Origin of the sequence: Streptomyces sp. NPDC059009 (assembly GCF_042740175.1) — a bacterium.
Taxonomy (GTDB): domain Bacteria; phylum Actinomycetota; class Actinomycetes; order Streptomycetales; family Streptomycetaceae; genus Streptomyces.
The window spans coordinates 132,917-148,603 of the sequence record NZ_JBHYJB010000003.1 but is presented as its reverse complement, the minus strand read 5'-3'; the positions used below and the strand labels follow the sequence as shown (position 1 = coordinate 148,603).

The following is a 15,687-nucleotide window of genomic DNA, read 5'->3' as shown; positions in this document are numbered from 1 at the left end:
AACGGGTGGTAGTCCACGGGCAATTCGGACGTATCACAGAAAACCCATGATCACAGGCGTGATCGGCCGTGTCCGCATTGCCCGTTACGGCGTCAATAAGAAGCGACACGCCCGGGATTCGGGGCTGGATTCCCTAACTGTGGCGCACCACACGTTTCTTGAAGGGAACCGTGGGTCCCTGATAGCGGTTGTTCTCATGTCCCACACCGCTCACATACCCAGCCACCGGAAGCCCCGCCGCAGCGCGTCGAAGATGGCCCTGCGCGCAGGAGTTGCCGGTGGCGTCCTCAGCACCCTGGCAGTGGCCGGCGCCGCTGGTACGGCGAACGCCGCCGAGCCGGTGACCGAGACCATCGAGATGCCCACGCTCACCACCGATCTGACCTCTCAGATCGCCCAGTCCGCGGACGCCACCCAGCAGACCGCGGACGCCTACGAGTCCCGCGCCGAGCAGGACGCCGCCGCCACCAAGGCCGCCAAGCAGGCCGCCGCGGACCAGGCGAAGGCCGAGAAGGAAGCCAAGGCGAAGGCCAAGGCCGAGGCCGCCGCGAAGAAGAAGGCCGCCGCCGAGCGCGCCTCCCGCTCCGCCGAGCGCACGGACCTCTCCACGCAGTCCTCCTCCGCCTCGGACGACTCCGGTTCGTCCGTGAGCGCCCCGAGCGGCAGCGTCGGCTCCGTCATCAGCTTCCTCAAGGCGCAGCTCGGCGACGCCTACGTCATGGGCGCCTCCGGCCCCAACGCCTGGGACTGCTCCAGCCTCGTCCAGGCCGCGTTCAAGCAGGCCGGCGTGAGCCTGCCGCGCGTCTCCCAGGACCAGTCGACGATGGGCACCGAGGTCGGCACCTCGAACCTGCAGGTCGGCGACATCCTGTACTGGGGCGGCAAGGGCTCCGCGTACCACGTGGGTGTCTACATCGGTAACGGCCAGTACCTGGACGCCGCCAACCCCGGCAAGGGCGTTGTCATCCAGGACCTGTCCGGCTACCCCGCCTCGGGCGCCGTCCGCGTCCTCTGAGGGCCGCACACAGACACACGGCGAAGGGCCGGAACCCCCCGGAGGGGTTCCGGCCCTTCGCGCGCTCTCAGCGGCGTCTCACGGCCTCGGCGCCTCCTCGACGCCGCCTCAGCGCCGCCTCGACGCCTCCCTGAACGTCTTCCGTACGGACGGACGGTCGACCCACATCGTCAGGAGCGTCGACACCAGGGCGATCCAGAACAGCGTTCTGGGGATCCCTCGTTCGGTCCACGGCACCAGGTCGAGCACCAGCGTGCAGGCCATCACGGCGGCGGACTGCCCCGCGGCCAGCCGGGCCCACCCGTCGCGGCGCAGCAAGGACCGCACGTTCAGGCGGACGCCCTTGCGCCGCCGGTAGAACCGCAGCGCCGCGCCGAGCAGCCAGATCACGGTGAGCGGCACCAGGTTCCACAGCCGCTGGCCGAGGGAGAGCGGCAGTTCGAGCGGGGTCTCGCCGTCGGTCGGGTACAGGTCGAGGGCGCTCGCGGCGATGAGCAGGAGGCAGAACAGCGCGAGCCAGCGGGTGCCGCGCAGCATCCGGTAGGTGGCGGCGTCGAGTTGGGCCTGCATGGGGGCCGAGCCCGGGTCGACGGCGAGCGCGTCCGCGTACATGTCGGCCGCGTCGGCCGCCCTGACGCCGGGTGCCTCGGCCGCCTTGCGGGTCTGCCCGGCCAGCGCTTCCTTGTGCGTGGGATCGAGCCGCAGGATCTCGCGCTCCATCCGGTCGACCGTGTCCTCGTCGCCGGAGAGCTCGGCGATGAACTTCGCGGTCTCGTACGCGCCGATCTGCTCGGGCCCCAGGCGTATCGCCTCCTGGACCAGCTCCCTCGCCTCGCCGGTCACGGCGTGGATGTCGTCGAACTCCAGGCGTCCGCCGGGCCCGAGCTCCTGGCCGCGGCGGACGACGGCTGCCCGGAACACCAGGTCGGCGAGCATCGAATAGCCGCCCCAGAACTGCGGGTTGAGCCGGACCGCCTCGCGCAGCGCGGATTCCGCTTTGTCCAGGCCCGCGCCGCTCAGCCGCAGCGCCTGGGAGTGCACCAGCAGCGCGTCGACGTATTCGGGCGCGAGCGCCAGGGCCCGCTCCGTCGCCTCCAGGGCCTGCTTCGGGCGGTCGGCCCGCAGGTGGCAGCGGGCGAGCTGCTCCCACGCCGCCACGTCGTCGGGCTCCTGCGCGAGCCTCCGCTCAAGGAGTTCGACGGCCTCGTCGTGCCGTCCGAGGGCGACGAGCCCCTCGGCCCGCTCCACCGCCTGGTCCAGGGTCACAGCTTCCGCTTCTTCTTCAGGTAGGCAACGAGGTCGTCGTACGTGCCGCCCTCGTTCGCGTACATCGCCACGTTGCGGGCGGACGCGAACCAGGGGTCGGCGGACGGCACGGTCTGCTTGACCGCGCCGAGCAGGTCCTTCATGCCGATCATGCGGACGGTGCCGGTGCGCGCCGAGTCGAGCAGCGCGGTCTCGGCCGCCCCCTCGCAGATGTGGGCGAGGTCTGCGCCGGAGAGGCCGTCGGTGGCCTTGGCGAGCTTGCCCAAGTCGACGTTCTCGATGGGGCGTTCACGCAGGTGGTAGCGGAGGATGGCCTCGCGGGCCGGGGCGTCGGGCGGCAGCACGAGCAGGGTGCGGTCGAAGCGGCCTGGGCGGCGCAGGGCGATGTCGACGTCCCAGGGGACGTTCGTCGCGGCGAGCACGAAGACGCCCTCGTTGGCGGCGGCGTCGACGCCGTCGAGCTCGGTGAGCAGCTGGTTGACGGTGTTGCGCATGCCGCTGCTCTGGGTGCGGCTGCGCTTGCCGCCCAGGGCGTCCAGTTCGTCCAGGAACACGACGCAGGGCGCCTGGCGGCGGGCCGTCTCGAAGACCTCGTGCATGTTGCGCTCGGAGTTGCCGATCCACATGTCGAGGACGTCGTTGACCGACACCGACAGGAAACTGGCGCCGAGTTCACCGGCGACGGCGCGGGCGATGAAGGTCTTGCCGCAGCCGGGAGGCCCGTACAGGAGAAGTCCGCCCCGCAGGCTCTTCCCGTACAGCTTGCGCAGTTCGGGGTTGCGCAGGGGGGCGAGGAACGCGGCTTCGAGGCGGTCCTTGACGTCCTGCATCCCGCCGACGTCGGCGAGCCGGACGGCGCCGGGCGCCGCCGTGTCCTCGACGTCCCACGCCTCCGCGTCGCCGGGGTCCCCGCTGCCGTCCTCGGCGAGCGGCGCCTCCACGAACCGGGGCGGGACGGCGTCGCCGACCTGGTCCTCGGCGGCCTTCCAGTCGAACCCCCTCGGCCCGGCGGGAGCCTGCGGCACCGGTGCGGCGGGAGCCTGCGGCGCCGGGGGCACTCCCATGGCCCGCCCCATCAGCTCCCGGGCCTGGGCATCGCCCGGCGCGTGCTGGAGGGCGACCGCCACCTCGGCCACGGCGGCGTCGATGTGCCCCGCGTCCAGGAGCAGTTGGGCGAGATGCAGACGGAGCGGTACGTCCTGGGGCGCCGCCGAGACAGCGGTGCGCAAGCTGGTGATGAGGGGGGAATCGGCCGACATGGCGCCCACTGTACGAAGCGGGCGCCACGGTCGAGCGGTCGGGCTCAGGCTTCCACGGCCAGCTCCCCCATCGCGCCCCAACCCTCGTTCGGGATGTCGGCGTTGATGATCTCGGGGGTGGCGGCGATGAGCCCGGCCATCGTCTCCAGGCCCGCCTTGAAGTGGTCGGACTGCACGTGCACCGCGCCCGCCTCGGCGTCCCGGAAGCCCTCCAGGAGGACGTACTGGTTCGGGTCGTCGACGCTGCGCGACCAGTCGAAGAAGAGGTTGCCCTCCTCGGCGCGGGTGGCGGCGGTGAACGCGGCGGTGTGCTCCAGCCAGGACTCGGCGTGCTCGGGGCTGACGGTGAACTTCACTGCGATGAAAATCATCCGTCCACCCTGCCTCTGACCTGGCGTATTGGCCAAATCGGGCCAATACGCCCCGGCGGTCGCCGCTACGCCTCGGGGACCGCCTTCACGCCTTGGGGGCCACCTTGGACAGGCCGTTGATGATCCGGTCCATGGCGTCCCCGCCCGTCGGGTCCGTCAGGTTGGCCAGCATCTTCAGCGTGAACTTCATCAGGACGGGATGGGTCAGTCCGCGCTGCGTCGCGATCTTCATGACCTTCGGGTTGCCGATGAGCTTCACGAAGGCGCGGCCCAGCGTGTAGTAGCCGCCGTAGGTGTCCTTGAGGACCTTCGGGTAGCGCTGGAGGGCGAGTTCGCGCTGGGCGGGCGTCTGGCGGGCGTGGGCCTGCACGATGACGTCGGCCGCGATCTGGCCGGACTCCATGGCGTACGCGATGCCCTCGCCGTTGAAGGGGTTCACCATGCCGCCCGCGTCGCCGACCAGGAGCAGGCCCTTGGTGTAGTGCGGCTGGCGGTTGAAGGCCATGGGCAGGGCCGCGCCGCGGATCGGCATCGTCATGTTGTCCGGGGTGTAGCCCCAGTCCTCGGGCATCGAGGCGCACCACGCCTTCAGGACCTCGCGCCAGTCGAGCTCCTTGAACGCGGCGGAGGAGTCGAGGATGCCCAGGCCGACGTTGGACGTGCCGTCGCCCATGCCGAAGATCCAGCCGTAGCCGGGCAGGAGCCGGTCCTGGGAGCCGCGGCGGTCCCACAGCTCCAGCCACGACTCCAGGTAGTCGTCGTCGTGGCGCGGGGACGTGAAGTACGTACGGACGGCGACGCCCATCGGGCGGTCGTCGCGGCGGTGCAGGCCCATCGCGAGCGAGAGCCGCGTGGAGTTGCCGTCGGCGGCGACGACCAGCGGGGCGTGGAAGGTGGCCGGGGTCTTCTCCTCGCCGAGCTTGGCGTGCACGCCGGTGATGCGGCCCGTGCGGTCGTCGATGATCGGGGCGCCGACATTGCAGCGCTCGTACAGGCGCACGCCCGCCTTCTGCGCCTGGCGGGCCAGTTGCTCGTCGAAGTCGTCGCGCTTGCGCACCAGGCCGTAGTCCGGGTACGAGGCGAGGTCCGGCCAGTCCAGCTGGAGCCGGACGCCGCCGCCGATGATGCGGAGGCCCTTGTTCCGCAGCCAGCCCGCCTCTTCGGAGATGTCGATGCCCATGGAGACGAGCTGCTTGGTGGCGCGGGGGGTGAGCCCGTCGCCGCAGACCTTCTCCCGCGGGAACGCGGTCTTCTCCAGGAGGAGCACGTCGAGCCCGGCCTTCGCCAGGTAGTACGCCGTGGTCGAACCGGCGGGCCCGGCTCCGACGACGATGACGTCCGCGGTGTTTTCGGAGAGCGGCTCGGTCACGGCGGGTTCTCCCCAAGGCTCGAATTCTGTGTGCCGACGGGCACGGAACAGAGGCAGTCTATGAGGCCGTACCGATCCACCCGGCGAAGGGGCCGCCGCCGCAGGGCGCTGTGGCGCCCGGGTGCCTGGCGGCCCGCCGGGCGCGGGTCTACCCTTCCGGTACCGCCGGGGGGTGACATCCGTGCCAGGGACGTCCGACGCAGCCAGCACACCCGAGGTGCGCGTTCCGCGCCTGATCGGCCTGATGGCCGTCGACGCGCGGGAGGCGGCCGCTCGGCACGGCGTGCTGCTCGCGGCCCCGGACCGCCCCGGCTTCCACGACGTCCTGGTCGACCATGTGGTGCGCCAGTACCCGCAGCCCGGCGCCGAGGTGCCGCGCGGCGCCGTGGTCACGGTCTGGTTCGAGCTCGGCCCGGGTGAGGGGGGCGGGGGCGCCGGGGTGCGGGAGCCTCGACGCCCCGTGCCTCCCGGCGGCGGGCTGCGCCGGGAGCTGCCCGACCCCGTGGACCCGGCCGACCCGGCACCCCCGCTCAGGCCGGCCGACCCGGCCGACCCGGCCCTGTTCAGTCCGTGAGCTTCCAGGAGTCCAGGGCCCGTTGGTGGGTCCGGGCGCCGTAGCCCGCCGGCCAGAAGTCCTCGCGCCACGACAGCTGGATCGCGTACTCGGTGCCGTCGTCCGCGATGTAGCTCTGGTCGATCGCGTGGATGGCGCGGTCCTGGTCGTCGGTGTACGTGTACTCCCAGACCGCTCCGGGCCGCCCCTGGAAGGTGTTCTCCTCCAGGCGCACCCGCTGGTAGTCCGACCACTTCTTGTTCTTCTCGGCGTGGTCCTCGCCGTCCTTCAGGTTCTCGTACGAGGTGTAGTCCGCGTTCGGGATCACGCCGATGAGGAACTCCTCGCGTCCCGTGCTGCCCGCGTACGTGCGCTGCGTCGGGTTGTCGCCCGCCTGGAGCGTCCACCCGGCCGGGGCGATGAACGAGAAGCCCTTCGCGTCCTCCACCCGGGCCGAGCCGCCGTCCTCCCCGAGGCCACCGGAGTCGGCGCCCGGGTCCTCCGACGTCTCCGCGGAGGGGGTGGGACTCGATGTCTCCTGCGCCGAGGGCGTCTGCGAGGGCTCCTGCTCCTGGGTCCTGCTCACCCCGGCCTTGCCGTTCTTGCCTTCCTTGCCGCCGCCGTCCTTGTCATCGTCGTGGTTCTGCCAGAGCAGGATGCCCGCCGCGACGGCACTGCCGATGAGGAAGGCACCCGCGAGGGTCGCCACCCAGATGACGGCGCGGCGGCGCGGGGCCGGGGCGGCCGGGTCCGGCACCGGGGGCTGCTGGCCGACGTAGGTCGCGTACTGGGAGAGGTCGTGGGGGCCGGCGGGGGTGGCCAGGGGAGCTGGGTTGCCAGGGGTGAGCGGGTTGGCCGGGTTGGCCGGAGTGGCTGGGGTACCCGGGACGCCTGGTGCGGCGCCGGGCACGGCCGGTGCGGCTCCCGGTACGGCCGGTGCCGCACCCGGCGCCGACATGTCCGGCGCACCGACAACTCCCGCCGAAGCGAAGGCACTTGGGACGCCCGTCCCCGACCGGCTCCCCACCATCTGCAGCAGGAACGGCGCGAGGAACACCGCCACGCCCACCCACAGCATCCCGAAGAGCAGCGCGTCCGGCACGCTCGTGCCCGCCTCGATGCTGCCCTTGCCGCCCGCGCTGCCGCCGGTGTAGTCACTGCCACCGCTGTAGTCGCTGCCGCCACTGCCGAAGCCGTCCCCGCTCCCGCCTCCGTCCCCGTAGGGAGACGAGGCGCTGGCGCTCACCTCCATGCCGAAGCCGCTGATCCCCGCGAGGAAGAGGAAGAGGAGGAAGCAGATGCCGCCGGCGAGGAACTGCTCGCCCCGGCGGGCGGAGCGGCGCGCGGCGAGCACACCGATGGTGAGCGCGCACACGAGGCCGAGCCCCAACGCCCCCACGACCGCCCAGTCGTTGGCGTAGTCGCCCAGCTCGGAGAGGCCGAACGACTCGCTCTCCGGACCGCCACCGCTGCCGAGCGAGGAGCCCGAGCTGTCCGCCTTGGCCTCGGCGGGCGCGCCCCAGCTCAGGCCGAGGGCCATGACGCCGAGGTTGGGCAGCACGAGGAGGGCGGCCACGAGCGGGGAGACGGGTGAGTCGTCGGAGTCGGTGAGCCGGTCGAGGTCGTCGAGCTGGCCGATGCTGATGTACGCGACGACCGCGGACAGGGCGATCACGACGGCGAGCGCCTTGACGGCCGTGCCGCCGGCGCGCACCACGGCGTGGGCCGCGGGGCGGGCGGCCAGCCAGTGCGCCAGGTCGTCCTGGTGCAACACCGCGCAGGAGACGGCGAGTCCGAGCACGAGCGCGCCGAGCGCGGACAGCGCCGGGACCGAGGAGAACTCGACGCCCTGGACCTCGGGCTGCGCGAAGAGCGCGAGCACGAGGGTGGCGAGGGTCACGAGAAGCGAGATGCGAACGGCCGCTTCCAGACCGTCGGTTCGCCCGATCGTCGTCATTCCCGCCTCGGCGGCGCGCCGGCGATTACGGCTCCTGACGACGCGTACGCCGATGTAGAGCGCCAGGATCCACAGGACCGTGACCGTGAGCGGGGTGAGGGAGAGGCTGTACGACCCTTCGACGGCGATGTCGCGCGAGCTGCCGCCGAGGCCCGAGCCGTCCCCGATGGACTTCTGGTCCTGACCGCTGAACCCGAAGCCGCCGCCCACTCCTTGGAGGAGCAGCGCGAGCGCCATCCGCAGCCGGTCGGTGAACCCGACCACGACCTCGTCGTCCTGCCCGTACGAGGGGATGGCGATCCCCACGGCTCCCACGAGGAGCAGCAGCACGGGCCAGAGCGCGGCCTGCACGGACCCGGCCCAGTCCCCGCGGAAGGCCCGCCCGAAGAAGGCGCCGACGGGTGAGGGGCCTGCGGGGTGCGGGGGTGGTGGGGGCGGCGGGGGCGTGGCGGGAACCATGGGGCCCGGAGGTGCCGGGGGTGCGGAGGGTGCCGCGGGTGCGGAGGGTGCCGCGGGTGCGGGGACGTGGGCGGGCGGGAGCGGCGGGCCGGACGGCTGCGGAGCGGGCTTCCCCTCGGGAGGGGGCGGCAACTCGGCGGCGGTCGCAGGGAGTTCGCGCCCGCACTTCATGCAGAAGCGCGCCTCATCCAGTCTTTGGGCACCACAGTGCGGGCAGTACGACGCCATGGGGACACTCCGTCGTTGGGGAGTCGAGCGGGATGGGGATACGAGAGGGTCGAGAAGTGGGGAGGTGTCTCAGCGGTGTATCAACTGACACATCTTCCCCGGCCCCCGGTTCCCGTCAACTCCGGGCGTGACAGAGCCGGTTCAGTCCGAGTGCGGGCTCGGGCTGCTTTCGGGTTACTTGATGCCGCGGTGCAGCGCGACGACGCCGCCCGTGAGGTTGCGCCAGGCCACCTTCGACCAGCCCGCGGCCTGCAGCTTCGCGGCGAGCGCGGGCTGGTCGGGCCAGTCGCGGATCGACTCGGCGAGGTAGACGTACGCGTCCGGGTTGGACGAGACCGCGCGGGCGACCGGCGGCAGGGCGCGCATCAGGTACTCGGTGTAGACCGTGCGGAACGGTGTCCACGTCGGGTGCGAGAACTCGCAGATCACGACGCGGCCGCCGGGCTTCGTGACCCGGTACAGCTCGCGGAGCGCCTGGTCGGTGTCCTGGATGTTGCGCAGGCCGAAGGAGATCGTGACCGCGTCGAACGTGTCGTCCTTGAACGGCAGCCGGGTCCCGTCGCCCGCCGTGAACGGCATCCACGGGTGGTTGCGCTTGCCGACCCGGAGCATGCCGATCGAGAAGTCGCAGGGCACGACGTACGCGCCGGCCTGCGCGAAGGGCTGGGAGGAGGTGGCCGTGCCGGCGGCGAGGTCGAGGATCTTCTGCGCCGGGCGGGCGTCGACCGCCTTCGCGACCTCCTTGCGCCAGAGGCGGGACTGGCCGAGCGAGAGCACGTCGTTGGTGAGGTCGTAGCGTTCCGCCACGTCGTCGAACATGGAGGCGACTTCGTGCGGCTGCTTGTCCAGGTTTGCTCGGGTCACCTGGTCATTGTGTCAGGCCCGGGGGCCTCGCTCCCTTGGGGTGTGCCGGGCTCTCCTTCGCCCGCGGCGGGCCCTTCGCCTGCGGCGGGCATCTCGCCCTTGCGTGTGCCGGGGGCGGCGCCTGGGCGGGTGCGGCCTGTGTGTGGTTGCTCGCGCAGTTCCCCGCGCCCCTTGTAGGGCACCCTCGCACTGACAGCGGCCCTTGCAGGGCACCCTGTAGGGCGCCGTCTCACTTGCTGCGGTACACCAATCGGCCCGCCACCACCGTCGCCACGCACGTCCCCGGTCCCCGTCGCACCAGCTCCGCCCTGTCCGCCACGTCGAACACCGCGAAGCGTGCCGGGCCGCCCGCTGCCAAGGGTGGGAGCAGGATCAACGGGCTGGGTGAAAGGCTCGCGGGGCCCGGGAGTTGAGGGGGGCGTTGGCCCACTGCCAGGCCCGCTCTGCGGATCGCGTCCAGGACGGGGCGGGCGTGGAGCTCGCCCGCGATCGCCACCGTGCCGTGGGCCAGGAGGCGCTGGACACCGCGGCGGGCGCTCGCGCCGAGGCGGGACGGGTCGGTGCGGAAGATCGCCTTTGCGCGCTCCCCGGTCAGGGGGGCCGTGCCGAGCTCGGCGGCCTCGCGGGGGTCGGGGTGGTACGTGGCTTCCAGGAGCTCCGGACCGTACGGGTTGAGCAGGCCCGGCGTGAGGATGCCGGGCCAGCGGCGGACCCGCGCGGACGGATACGCCGTGGCCAGGTCCTCGTACGGGCCCACCGCCGCGACGCTCGCACCCTCGACCAGGACCGCCGTCTCGGGGGAACGCTCGGCGACGTGAAGTGTCAGCAACGCAGGCTCAGTTGGTGGCCAGGAGCTTCAGCTCCGGGTGGGCCGTGCCGCCCTCGATCGCCGTCGAGGAGATGTGCGAGGCCACGCGGTCGTCCACCGGGTCGTTCGCCGGATCGTCGTGCACCACCAGGTGCTCGTACGTCGTGGCGCGCTGGGCCGGGACGCGGTCCGCCGTGCGGATCATCTCGATCATCTCGCGCAGGTTGTTGCGGTGCTTCGCGCCTGCTGACGAGACCACGTTCTCCTCCAGCATCACCGAGCCGAGGTCGTCCGCCCCGTAGTGGAGCGTGAGCTGGCCCGCCTCCTTGCCGGTCGTCAGCCAGGAACCCTGGATGTGCGCGACGTTGTCGAGGAAGATCCGGGCGATCGCGATCATGCGGATGTACTCGAAGATCGTCGCCTGGGTGCGGCCCTTGAGGTGGTTGTTCTCGGGCTGGTACGTGTACGGGATGAAGGCCCGGAAGCCCCCGGTCCGGTCCTGCACGTCGCGGATCATGCGCAGGTGCTCGATGCGCTCGGCGTTCGTCTCGCCCGTGCCCATCAGCATCGTGGAAGTCGACTCGACGCCCAGGTTGTGCGCCGTCTCCATGATCTCCAGCCAGCGTTCGCCCGACTCCTTGAGGGGCGCGATGGCCTTGCGGGGGCGCTCGGGGAGCAGCTCCGCGCCCGCGCCCGCGAAGGAGTCGAGCCCGGCGGCGTTGATGCGCTGGATCGCCTCCTCGACGGAGACCTTGGAGATGCGGGCCATGTGCTCGACCTCGGACGCGCCGAGGGAGTGGATGACCAGTTGGGGGAAGTCCTTCTTGATCGCGGCGAAGTGCTTCTCGTAGTACTCGACGCCGTAGTCCGGGTGGTGGCCGCCCTGGAACATGACCTGGGTGCCGCCCAGCTCGACGGTCTCCGCGCAGCGGCGCAGGATGTCGTCGAGGTCGCGGCTCCAGCCCTTCTTCGTGTCCTTCGGGGCGGCGTAGAAGGCGCAGAACTTGCACGCCGTCACGCAGACGTTCGTGTAGTTGATGTTCCGCTCGATGATGTACGTCGCGATGTGCTCCGTACCGGCGTAGCGGCGGCGGCGCACGGCGTCGGCGGTGGCGCCGAGGGCGTGCAGCGGAGCGTCGCGGTAGAGGACGAGCGCCTCTTCGGGGGTGATCCGCCCACCAGCGGCGGCACGGTCGAGGACGGACTGAAGGTCGGCCTTCTCGGTCACCGGGGGTCCCTTTCGTCAGGGTTGCGGGCAGGCCGTCTCAGCGTACGTCAGGCGGTGAAGGCCCCGAGGAGCAGGCCCGCGAACGCGCCGCCGACCAGGAACGGGCCGAACGCGATCGCCGTCTTGCGGCCCGCCTTGCGCACGACGACGAGCCACATCCCGTACAGCGCGGCGAGGACGAATCCCGCGAACGTGCCGAGGAGCAGCACCCCCCACCCGTACCAGCCGAGGACCGCGCCCAGGCCGAGGGCGAGCTTCACGTCGCCGAAGCCCATGCCGTTCGGGTTGATGAGGAAGAGGACGAAGTAGCCGCCGCCGAGCGCGAGCGCACCGAAGGCCGAGTGCGTCCAGGAGCCGCCGTGCTCGGGCAGCAGCGCGGCCGCGCCGAGGAGGGCGAGGGCCGCGGCGGCGAGCGGGAGGGTCAGGACGTCCGGCAGCCGCTGCACGGTGAAGTCGACGACGGCGAGCAGCACCCCGAGGGGGGCCAGGAGCAGCCAGACCGCGAGTTCGGGACGCGGCCCGGTCGTGGCGGCGAGGGCCGCGCAGACCAGGGCGGTGGCGGTCGCCACGAGCGGGGTGCTCGGGCCGTACCTGTCCCCCTTGTCCCGGCAGCGGGCGAGGCCGAGCCAGCCGGTGAGCGGGTGCCCGGCGGGGCAGGCCGTGCGCCACTCCTCGTCGGGGGCGACGGAGAAGCGGTACGCGGGGCGGGGGACGAAGAGGCCGGCGAGGGCGCCCCAGAGCAGGGCGCCCACCGTGAGGGTCAGCTGCACCAGGTCACCCGACGGCGCTGAGCCCGCTGCGCCAGGTGGGCAGCAGCTCGTCGAGGAGCGCCTCGGTGCGGGGCGGCAGTCCGCGCGCGCCGGACCGGGTGACCAGGTCGGCGGCGAGCGCCTGGAGCCGGGCCGGGTCGTCGAGGGTGTGGGTGGCGCGCAGCAGCTCGTGCCAGAGGCGCTCGTCGGTGGGCGCCGAGTTCATCGCCGCGCCGAGCGCCTCGATGGCCTTCTCCGCGCGCCCCTTCTCCAGGTGGAACTCGGAGAGGGCGAGGCCGATGTCGGCGACCAGGAGCGGGAGTTGGGCGTCGATGATCTCGTGCGTGAGCCAGCGGTAGCGGCCCTGCGGGCGGTCGGCGAGGAGCGGGCCGCGCACCAGGACGAGGGCGTCGGTGAGCATCCGGCCGCGCACCTGGCGGCTGTTCGCGCCGCGCCCCTGCGTGGCCTCGTGGTAGAGCGAGCGCAGCACGTCCAGGTCGGAGACGACGGACTGGGCGAGCTTGAGCCGCCCGGACTCGTCGGACTTGAGGCGCGGGGTGCCGTCGGGGTCCTGGCCGAGCCAGTCGCGCAGCCGGTCCAGGAGGGCGTCGCGGACATCGCCTGTGACGCCGCGCGGCCACAGCGCGGAGACGAGCACGCGCGGGTGCACGCCCTCGCGGTGCAGGAGCAGCATCGCGAGCGCCTCGTGGAGGAGGGCGCTGCGCTCGCCGTCGGGGCTGTCGAGGCCGATGATCTCGTAACTGCCGACCATGCGGGCGTAGACGGCGGGGCGGCCCTGCTCGGTGACGTCGACGAGGAAGGGCGGGGCGGTCGCGGACGTGGCCCCGGCCCCGGGGTCCCCGGCGCCCGTGGTGCCGCCCTGGTTCGGGTCGGCCTCCACGAACAGCTCGACGACGGCGCGCTGGGTGGCCTCCGGGAGCGACTGCGCCTCCAGTTCCAGGCCGAGGAGCGGGGCGAGGAGCTTGCCCTCGCGGGTGATCTCCATCTCCCAGGCGGCGCCGGGCAGGCCGCCGCTCTCGGTGCTCTCCGTGCCGACGAGGTAGCCGATGCCGAGGCGGCTCGCGTCGGCGGCCAGCTCGGCGAGCTTGACCGCGTCGTCGTCGGTCGGCTGGGCGGCGAGCAGCACAAGGTGCGGGGCCCAGCGGGTGTGCTGGGCGGGGCCGGTGCGGCCGGTGAGGACCGAGTCGTGGCCCGCCGCACCGAGGGCGCCGCGGCGCTGGCGGGTCTCGGCCTCCATGGTCTCGATGAGCGCCTCGACGTCCTCCAGGTGCCGCAGGCGGTTGGGCGCGAGCGGGGTGAGGTCCTGGCCGAAGCCGACGAGCGTGATGGTCATGCGGTCCGACCAGCCGTTGGTGGCGAGTTCGGCGGCGACGGAGGCGAAGACGGCGGCCCGGTCGCTCTCGCTGCCGCTGAGCGACACGATCCCCGGGACGGCCTCCAGGTTCAGCAGCAGGCGCGAGTCGTCGAGGGTGCCGAGACTGACGAGCCCCGGATACGGGGCGGCGGTCTCGCTCTCCTCATAGTTCTCGGCGTCGGTGCGGGCCAGCATCCAGAACGTCTGGTCCTGCCCCAACTGCCAGGGCGCGGGCGGCCGTCCGGCGGGCTGGGCCAGCTGGAGGTGCAGATCGCCGTTGCTCATCCAGGCCGCGTACACGGTCGGCAGGGCGCGGTTCTCCTCGGCGAGGGAGGCGGCGAGCCCGCGCAGCGAGAGGTCGAGGAGGCGCACGCCCTCGGGGTCGGCGCCGACCAGAAGCGCGTCCTGGGCGTCGGCGGCGGCGCCGGACGGGGTGGGCGGCTCCATGCCGCGACGGCCGCCGAGCGCGCCCATCGCGGACTGCCACAGGGCGTGCCTGCGGCGGCGGCCGAGCGCGCCGAGGAGACCGGCGGCGAGGAGGGGGGCGCCGAGGAGGGCCTCGGGCAGCCCGAAGTCGAAGCCGCTGTCGTGGGAGGAGGAGCCGGTGGCGGCGGGGGTGTGGGCCTCGTGGTTCTCGCCGCGGTGGCCGCTGTCGCCGGGGCGCTGCTCGGGCAGAACGATGTGGGCGGTGTCGCGATCGGTGGCGCCCCCTCCGCCCTGCCGGCCGGAGCCCTGCTGACCACTCCCCTGCTGACCGGAGCCCTGCTCCCCCGCTCCGCCGCTGCCGGTCTTGGCGTAGTCGGAGATCTGCTCCTTCAGGTCCTCGGAGACCTTCGGCGCCTCGTCGGGCATCTGGACGAGCTCGCCGCCGTGGGCGTCGCCGGGCATCTCCATGATCCAGCCGGGCCGGATCAGGCTGGCCTCGGACAGCCGCGAACCGTCGGGCTGCACCCGGTCCTTGTTGAGCTCGTAGATCTCCTTGTAGCGACGGCCGTCGCCCAGGTGCCGCTCGGCGATCTCCCAGAGCGAGTCGTGGTGACGGCCCTCGGGCGGCTGGATCCGGTAGTACTTCGTGTCACCGTGCTTGTGGGCCGCACCGGCGGCGCCGTCGGCGTGCGAGGCGGCCTGATCGGCCTGCTGGGCGATCGCGCTCGCGGCGTCGGCGGCGGCGCTCTGCTGCTCCTGCCCGAAGAGCCCGGGGGTCTGCTGGGCGGACGCGGCGGAAGCGGGCTTCTGATTCCCTTCGAGCGACTGCCCGAACTGCGAGAGCCCGGGCGCGAAGCTCGCGGCGGTGGCACCGACGAGCAGCAGCGCGGCGACGAGCTGCCGGGCGAGCATCTGGCTGGGCCCGGCCCCCGGCACCCGCCCCGGCATGCCGACCCCGGAGAGCGCGGCCTTCACCTCGACGAGCACGCACGCGGTGAACTGCGCCCAGGCGAGCCACACCACGACGGTCAGGATGTGGATGAAGGTCCCGGCCGTGATCTCGTTCTGCAGCCAGTCCATGGACGGCGCCCCGCTGGGCAGCGGCCATCCCACGAAGTATGCGAGGGCCCCGGGCACGCCGACCACGAGCGCGGCGAGCGCGACGAAGGCGAAGAACGCCTTGACGAAGTCCCCGAACGTCCGACGACGCCGGGGCAGGGGCTGCGGCGTCCGGTTCCGCGGAGCCGACGAGCCGCCCGTCGAGCTGGAGGTGGTGCGCGCCATGGCGGGAATCCTGGTGTCCTGGTGGCTGTGAGTGGCCGTGTGTGACTGTGACTGAAGCTGCTGAGCCGATGGTACGGAAGGTGTCGGAGGTCAGACAGGGCCTTCCGTCCGACCCTTGTCCGCTTACGACCAATTTGCTCGGTAAGGGCACCGGGCGCGTGACCACAACTGTCCACGAGGAGCACGCCGATGACCCGCCCGGAGCCGGGACCTGCGGGCGCACGTCACATTTCTGGCACGGATCGGGGGGTGCGGGGTGGGGTGCCGGGCGAGGGGGCGGGTGGGGCTCAGGCTGCCGCGCGAGGGGCCGAAGCGGCCGCCTCGGTTCCAGTGGTGGAAGGTCGTGTCGGCGGTGCGCAACGGGGTGGAGGGCTGGTGGCTGCGGTCCGCGGACGCGGTTCAGGACGCGTGGCAGGCCCTGCGTCGCCGCCGTTGAAGGGGGCGTACGGCGCCCCCTGGGTCATCTTCACCCTCAA

At 72.5% G+C, this 15,687-nt stretch carries 13 protein-coding genes and 1 pseudogene; 3 read left to right on the top strand and 11 right to left on the bottom strand.

Features of this window, described 5'->3' with window-relative positions:
• Window positions 1-196: 196 nt before the first annotated feature.
• Entirely contained in the window at window positions 197-1,015 is an 819-nt protein-coding gene (locus ACFWYM_RS04220) for a C40 family peptidase (protein ID WP_384829692.1), read from the top strand.
• A gap of 108 nt (window positions 1,016-1,123) precedes the next feature.
• Here the strand turns inward: ACFWYM_RS04220 and ACFWYM_RS04215 are convergent, their stop codons facing one another.
• The 4 genes from ACFWYM_RS04215 to ACFWYM_RS04200 all read right to left on the bottom strand — a co-directional run bounded on the left by ACFWYM_RS04215 (window position 1,124) and on the right by ACFWYM_RS04200 (window position 5,280).
• Window positions 1,124-2,281, bottom strand: a complete 1,158-nt coding sequence (locus ACFWYM_RS04215; RefSeq protein ID WP_384829690.1) for a tetratricopeptide repeat protein — start codon at window positions 2,279-2,281, stop codon at window positions 1,124-1,126.
• On the bottom strand, window positions 2,278-3,540 hold the full coding sequence (locus ACFWYM_RS04210; protein WP_384829688.1) for an ATP-binding protein: 1,263 nt from the start codon (window positions 3,538-3,540) through the stop codon (window positions 2,278-2,280). Before ACFWYM_RS04210 ends, ACFWYM_RS04215 begins: the two co-directional genes overlap by 4 nt.
• 44 nt (window positions 3,541-3,584) lie before the next feature.
• Window positions 3,585-3,911 (bottom strand): putative quinol monooxygenase, encoded by a 327-nt coding sequence (locus tag ACFWYM_RS04205; RefSeq protein ID WP_384829686.1) that lies wholly within the window; start codon window positions 3,909-3,911, stop codon window positions 3,585-3,587.
• Window positions 3,912-3,996: 85 nt separating this feature from the next.
• Window positions 3,997-5,280, bottom strand: a complete 1,284-nt coding sequence (locus ACFWYM_RS04200) for a geranylgeranyl reductase family protein (RefSeq protein ID WP_384829684.1) — start codon at window positions 5,278-5,280, stop codon at window positions 3,997-3,999.
• A gap of 244 nt (window positions 5,281-5,524) precedes the next feature.
• Here ACFWYM_RS04200 and ACFWYM_RS04195 point away from each other — a divergent pair, with 244 nt between their 5' ends.
• Window positions 5,525-5,854: a PASTA domain-containing protein gene (locus tag ACFWYM_RS04195; RefSeq protein ID WP_384830134.1), complete on the top strand. Its 330-nt coding sequence runs from the start codon at window positions 5,525-5,527 to the stop codon at window positions 5,852-5,854.
• Here the strand turns inward: ACFWYM_RS04195 and ACFWYM_RS04190 are convergent.
• The 7 genes and pseudogenes from ACFWYM_RS04190 to ACFWYM_RS04160 all read right to left on the bottom strand — a co-directional run bounded on the left by ACFWYM_RS04190 (window position 5,844) and on the right by ACFWYM_RS04160 (window position 15,211).
• Window positions 5,844-8,249, bottom strand: a complete 2,406-nt coding sequence (locus tag ACFWYM_RS04190; protein ID WP_384830171.1) for a hypothetical protein — start codon at window positions 8,247-8,249, stop codon at window positions 5,844-5,846. The genes ACFWYM_RS04195 and ACFWYM_RS04190 overlap by 11 nt on opposite strands.
• A 156-nt stretch (window positions 8,250-8,405) precedes the next feature.
• Window positions 8,406-8,477: pseudogene (locus ACFWYM_RS04185) on the bottom strand (zinc-ribbon domain-containing protein); the annotation flags it as partial.
• Window positions 8,478-8,651: 174 nt separating this feature from the next.
• Window positions 8,652-9,341, bottom strand: a complete 690-nt coding sequence (locus ACFWYM_RS04180; RefSeq protein WP_384829682.1) for a demethylmenaquinone methyltransferase — start codon at window positions 9,339-9,341, stop codon at window positions 8,652-8,654.
• A gap of 229 nt (window positions 9,342-9,570) precedes the next feature.
• On the bottom strand, window positions 9,571-10,170 hold the full coding sequence (locus ACFWYM_RS04175; protein WP_384829680.1) for a hypothetical protein: 600 nt from the start codon (window positions 10,168-10,170) through the stop codon (window positions 9,571-9,573).
• A 7-nt stretch (window positions 10,171-10,177) separates the two neighbouring features.
• Window positions 10,178-11,377, bottom strand: coding sequence for a cyclic dehypoxanthinyl futalosine synthase (gene mqnC, locus ACFWYM_RS04170; RefSeq protein ID WP_384829678.1), 1,200 nt, complete (start codon window positions 11,375-11,377; stop codon window positions 10,178-10,180).
• A gap of 47 nt (window positions 11,378-11,424) precedes the next feature.
• On the bottom strand, window positions 11,425-12,147 hold the full coding sequence (locus tag ACFWYM_RS04165; RefSeq protein ID WP_384829676.1) for a prepilin peptidase: 723 nt from the start codon (window positions 12,145-12,147) through the stop codon (window positions 11,425-11,427).
• Between the two features lie 4 nt (window positions 12,148-12,151).
• Window positions 12,152-15,211 carry a BTAD domain-containing putative transcriptional regulator gene (locus tag ACFWYM_RS04160; RefSeq protein WP_384829674.1) on the bottom strand — a complete coding sequence of 1,020 codons (3,060 nt, stop codon included), beginning with the start codon at window positions 15,209-15,211 and terminating at the stop codon, window positions 12,152-12,154.
• Between the two features lie 280 nt (window positions 15,212-15,491).
• Here ACFWYM_RS04160 and ACFWYM_RS04155 point away from each other — a divergent pair, with 280 nt between their 5' ends.
• The gene (locus tag ACFWYM_RS04155) at window positions 15,492-15,647 is read left to right on the top strand and encodes a hypothetical protein (protein WP_384829672.1); all 156 of its coding nucleotides are present in this window, start codon (window positions 15,492-15,494) and stop codon (window positions 15,645-15,647) included.
• The last annotated feature ends 40 nt before the right edge of the window (window positions 15,648-15,687 follow it).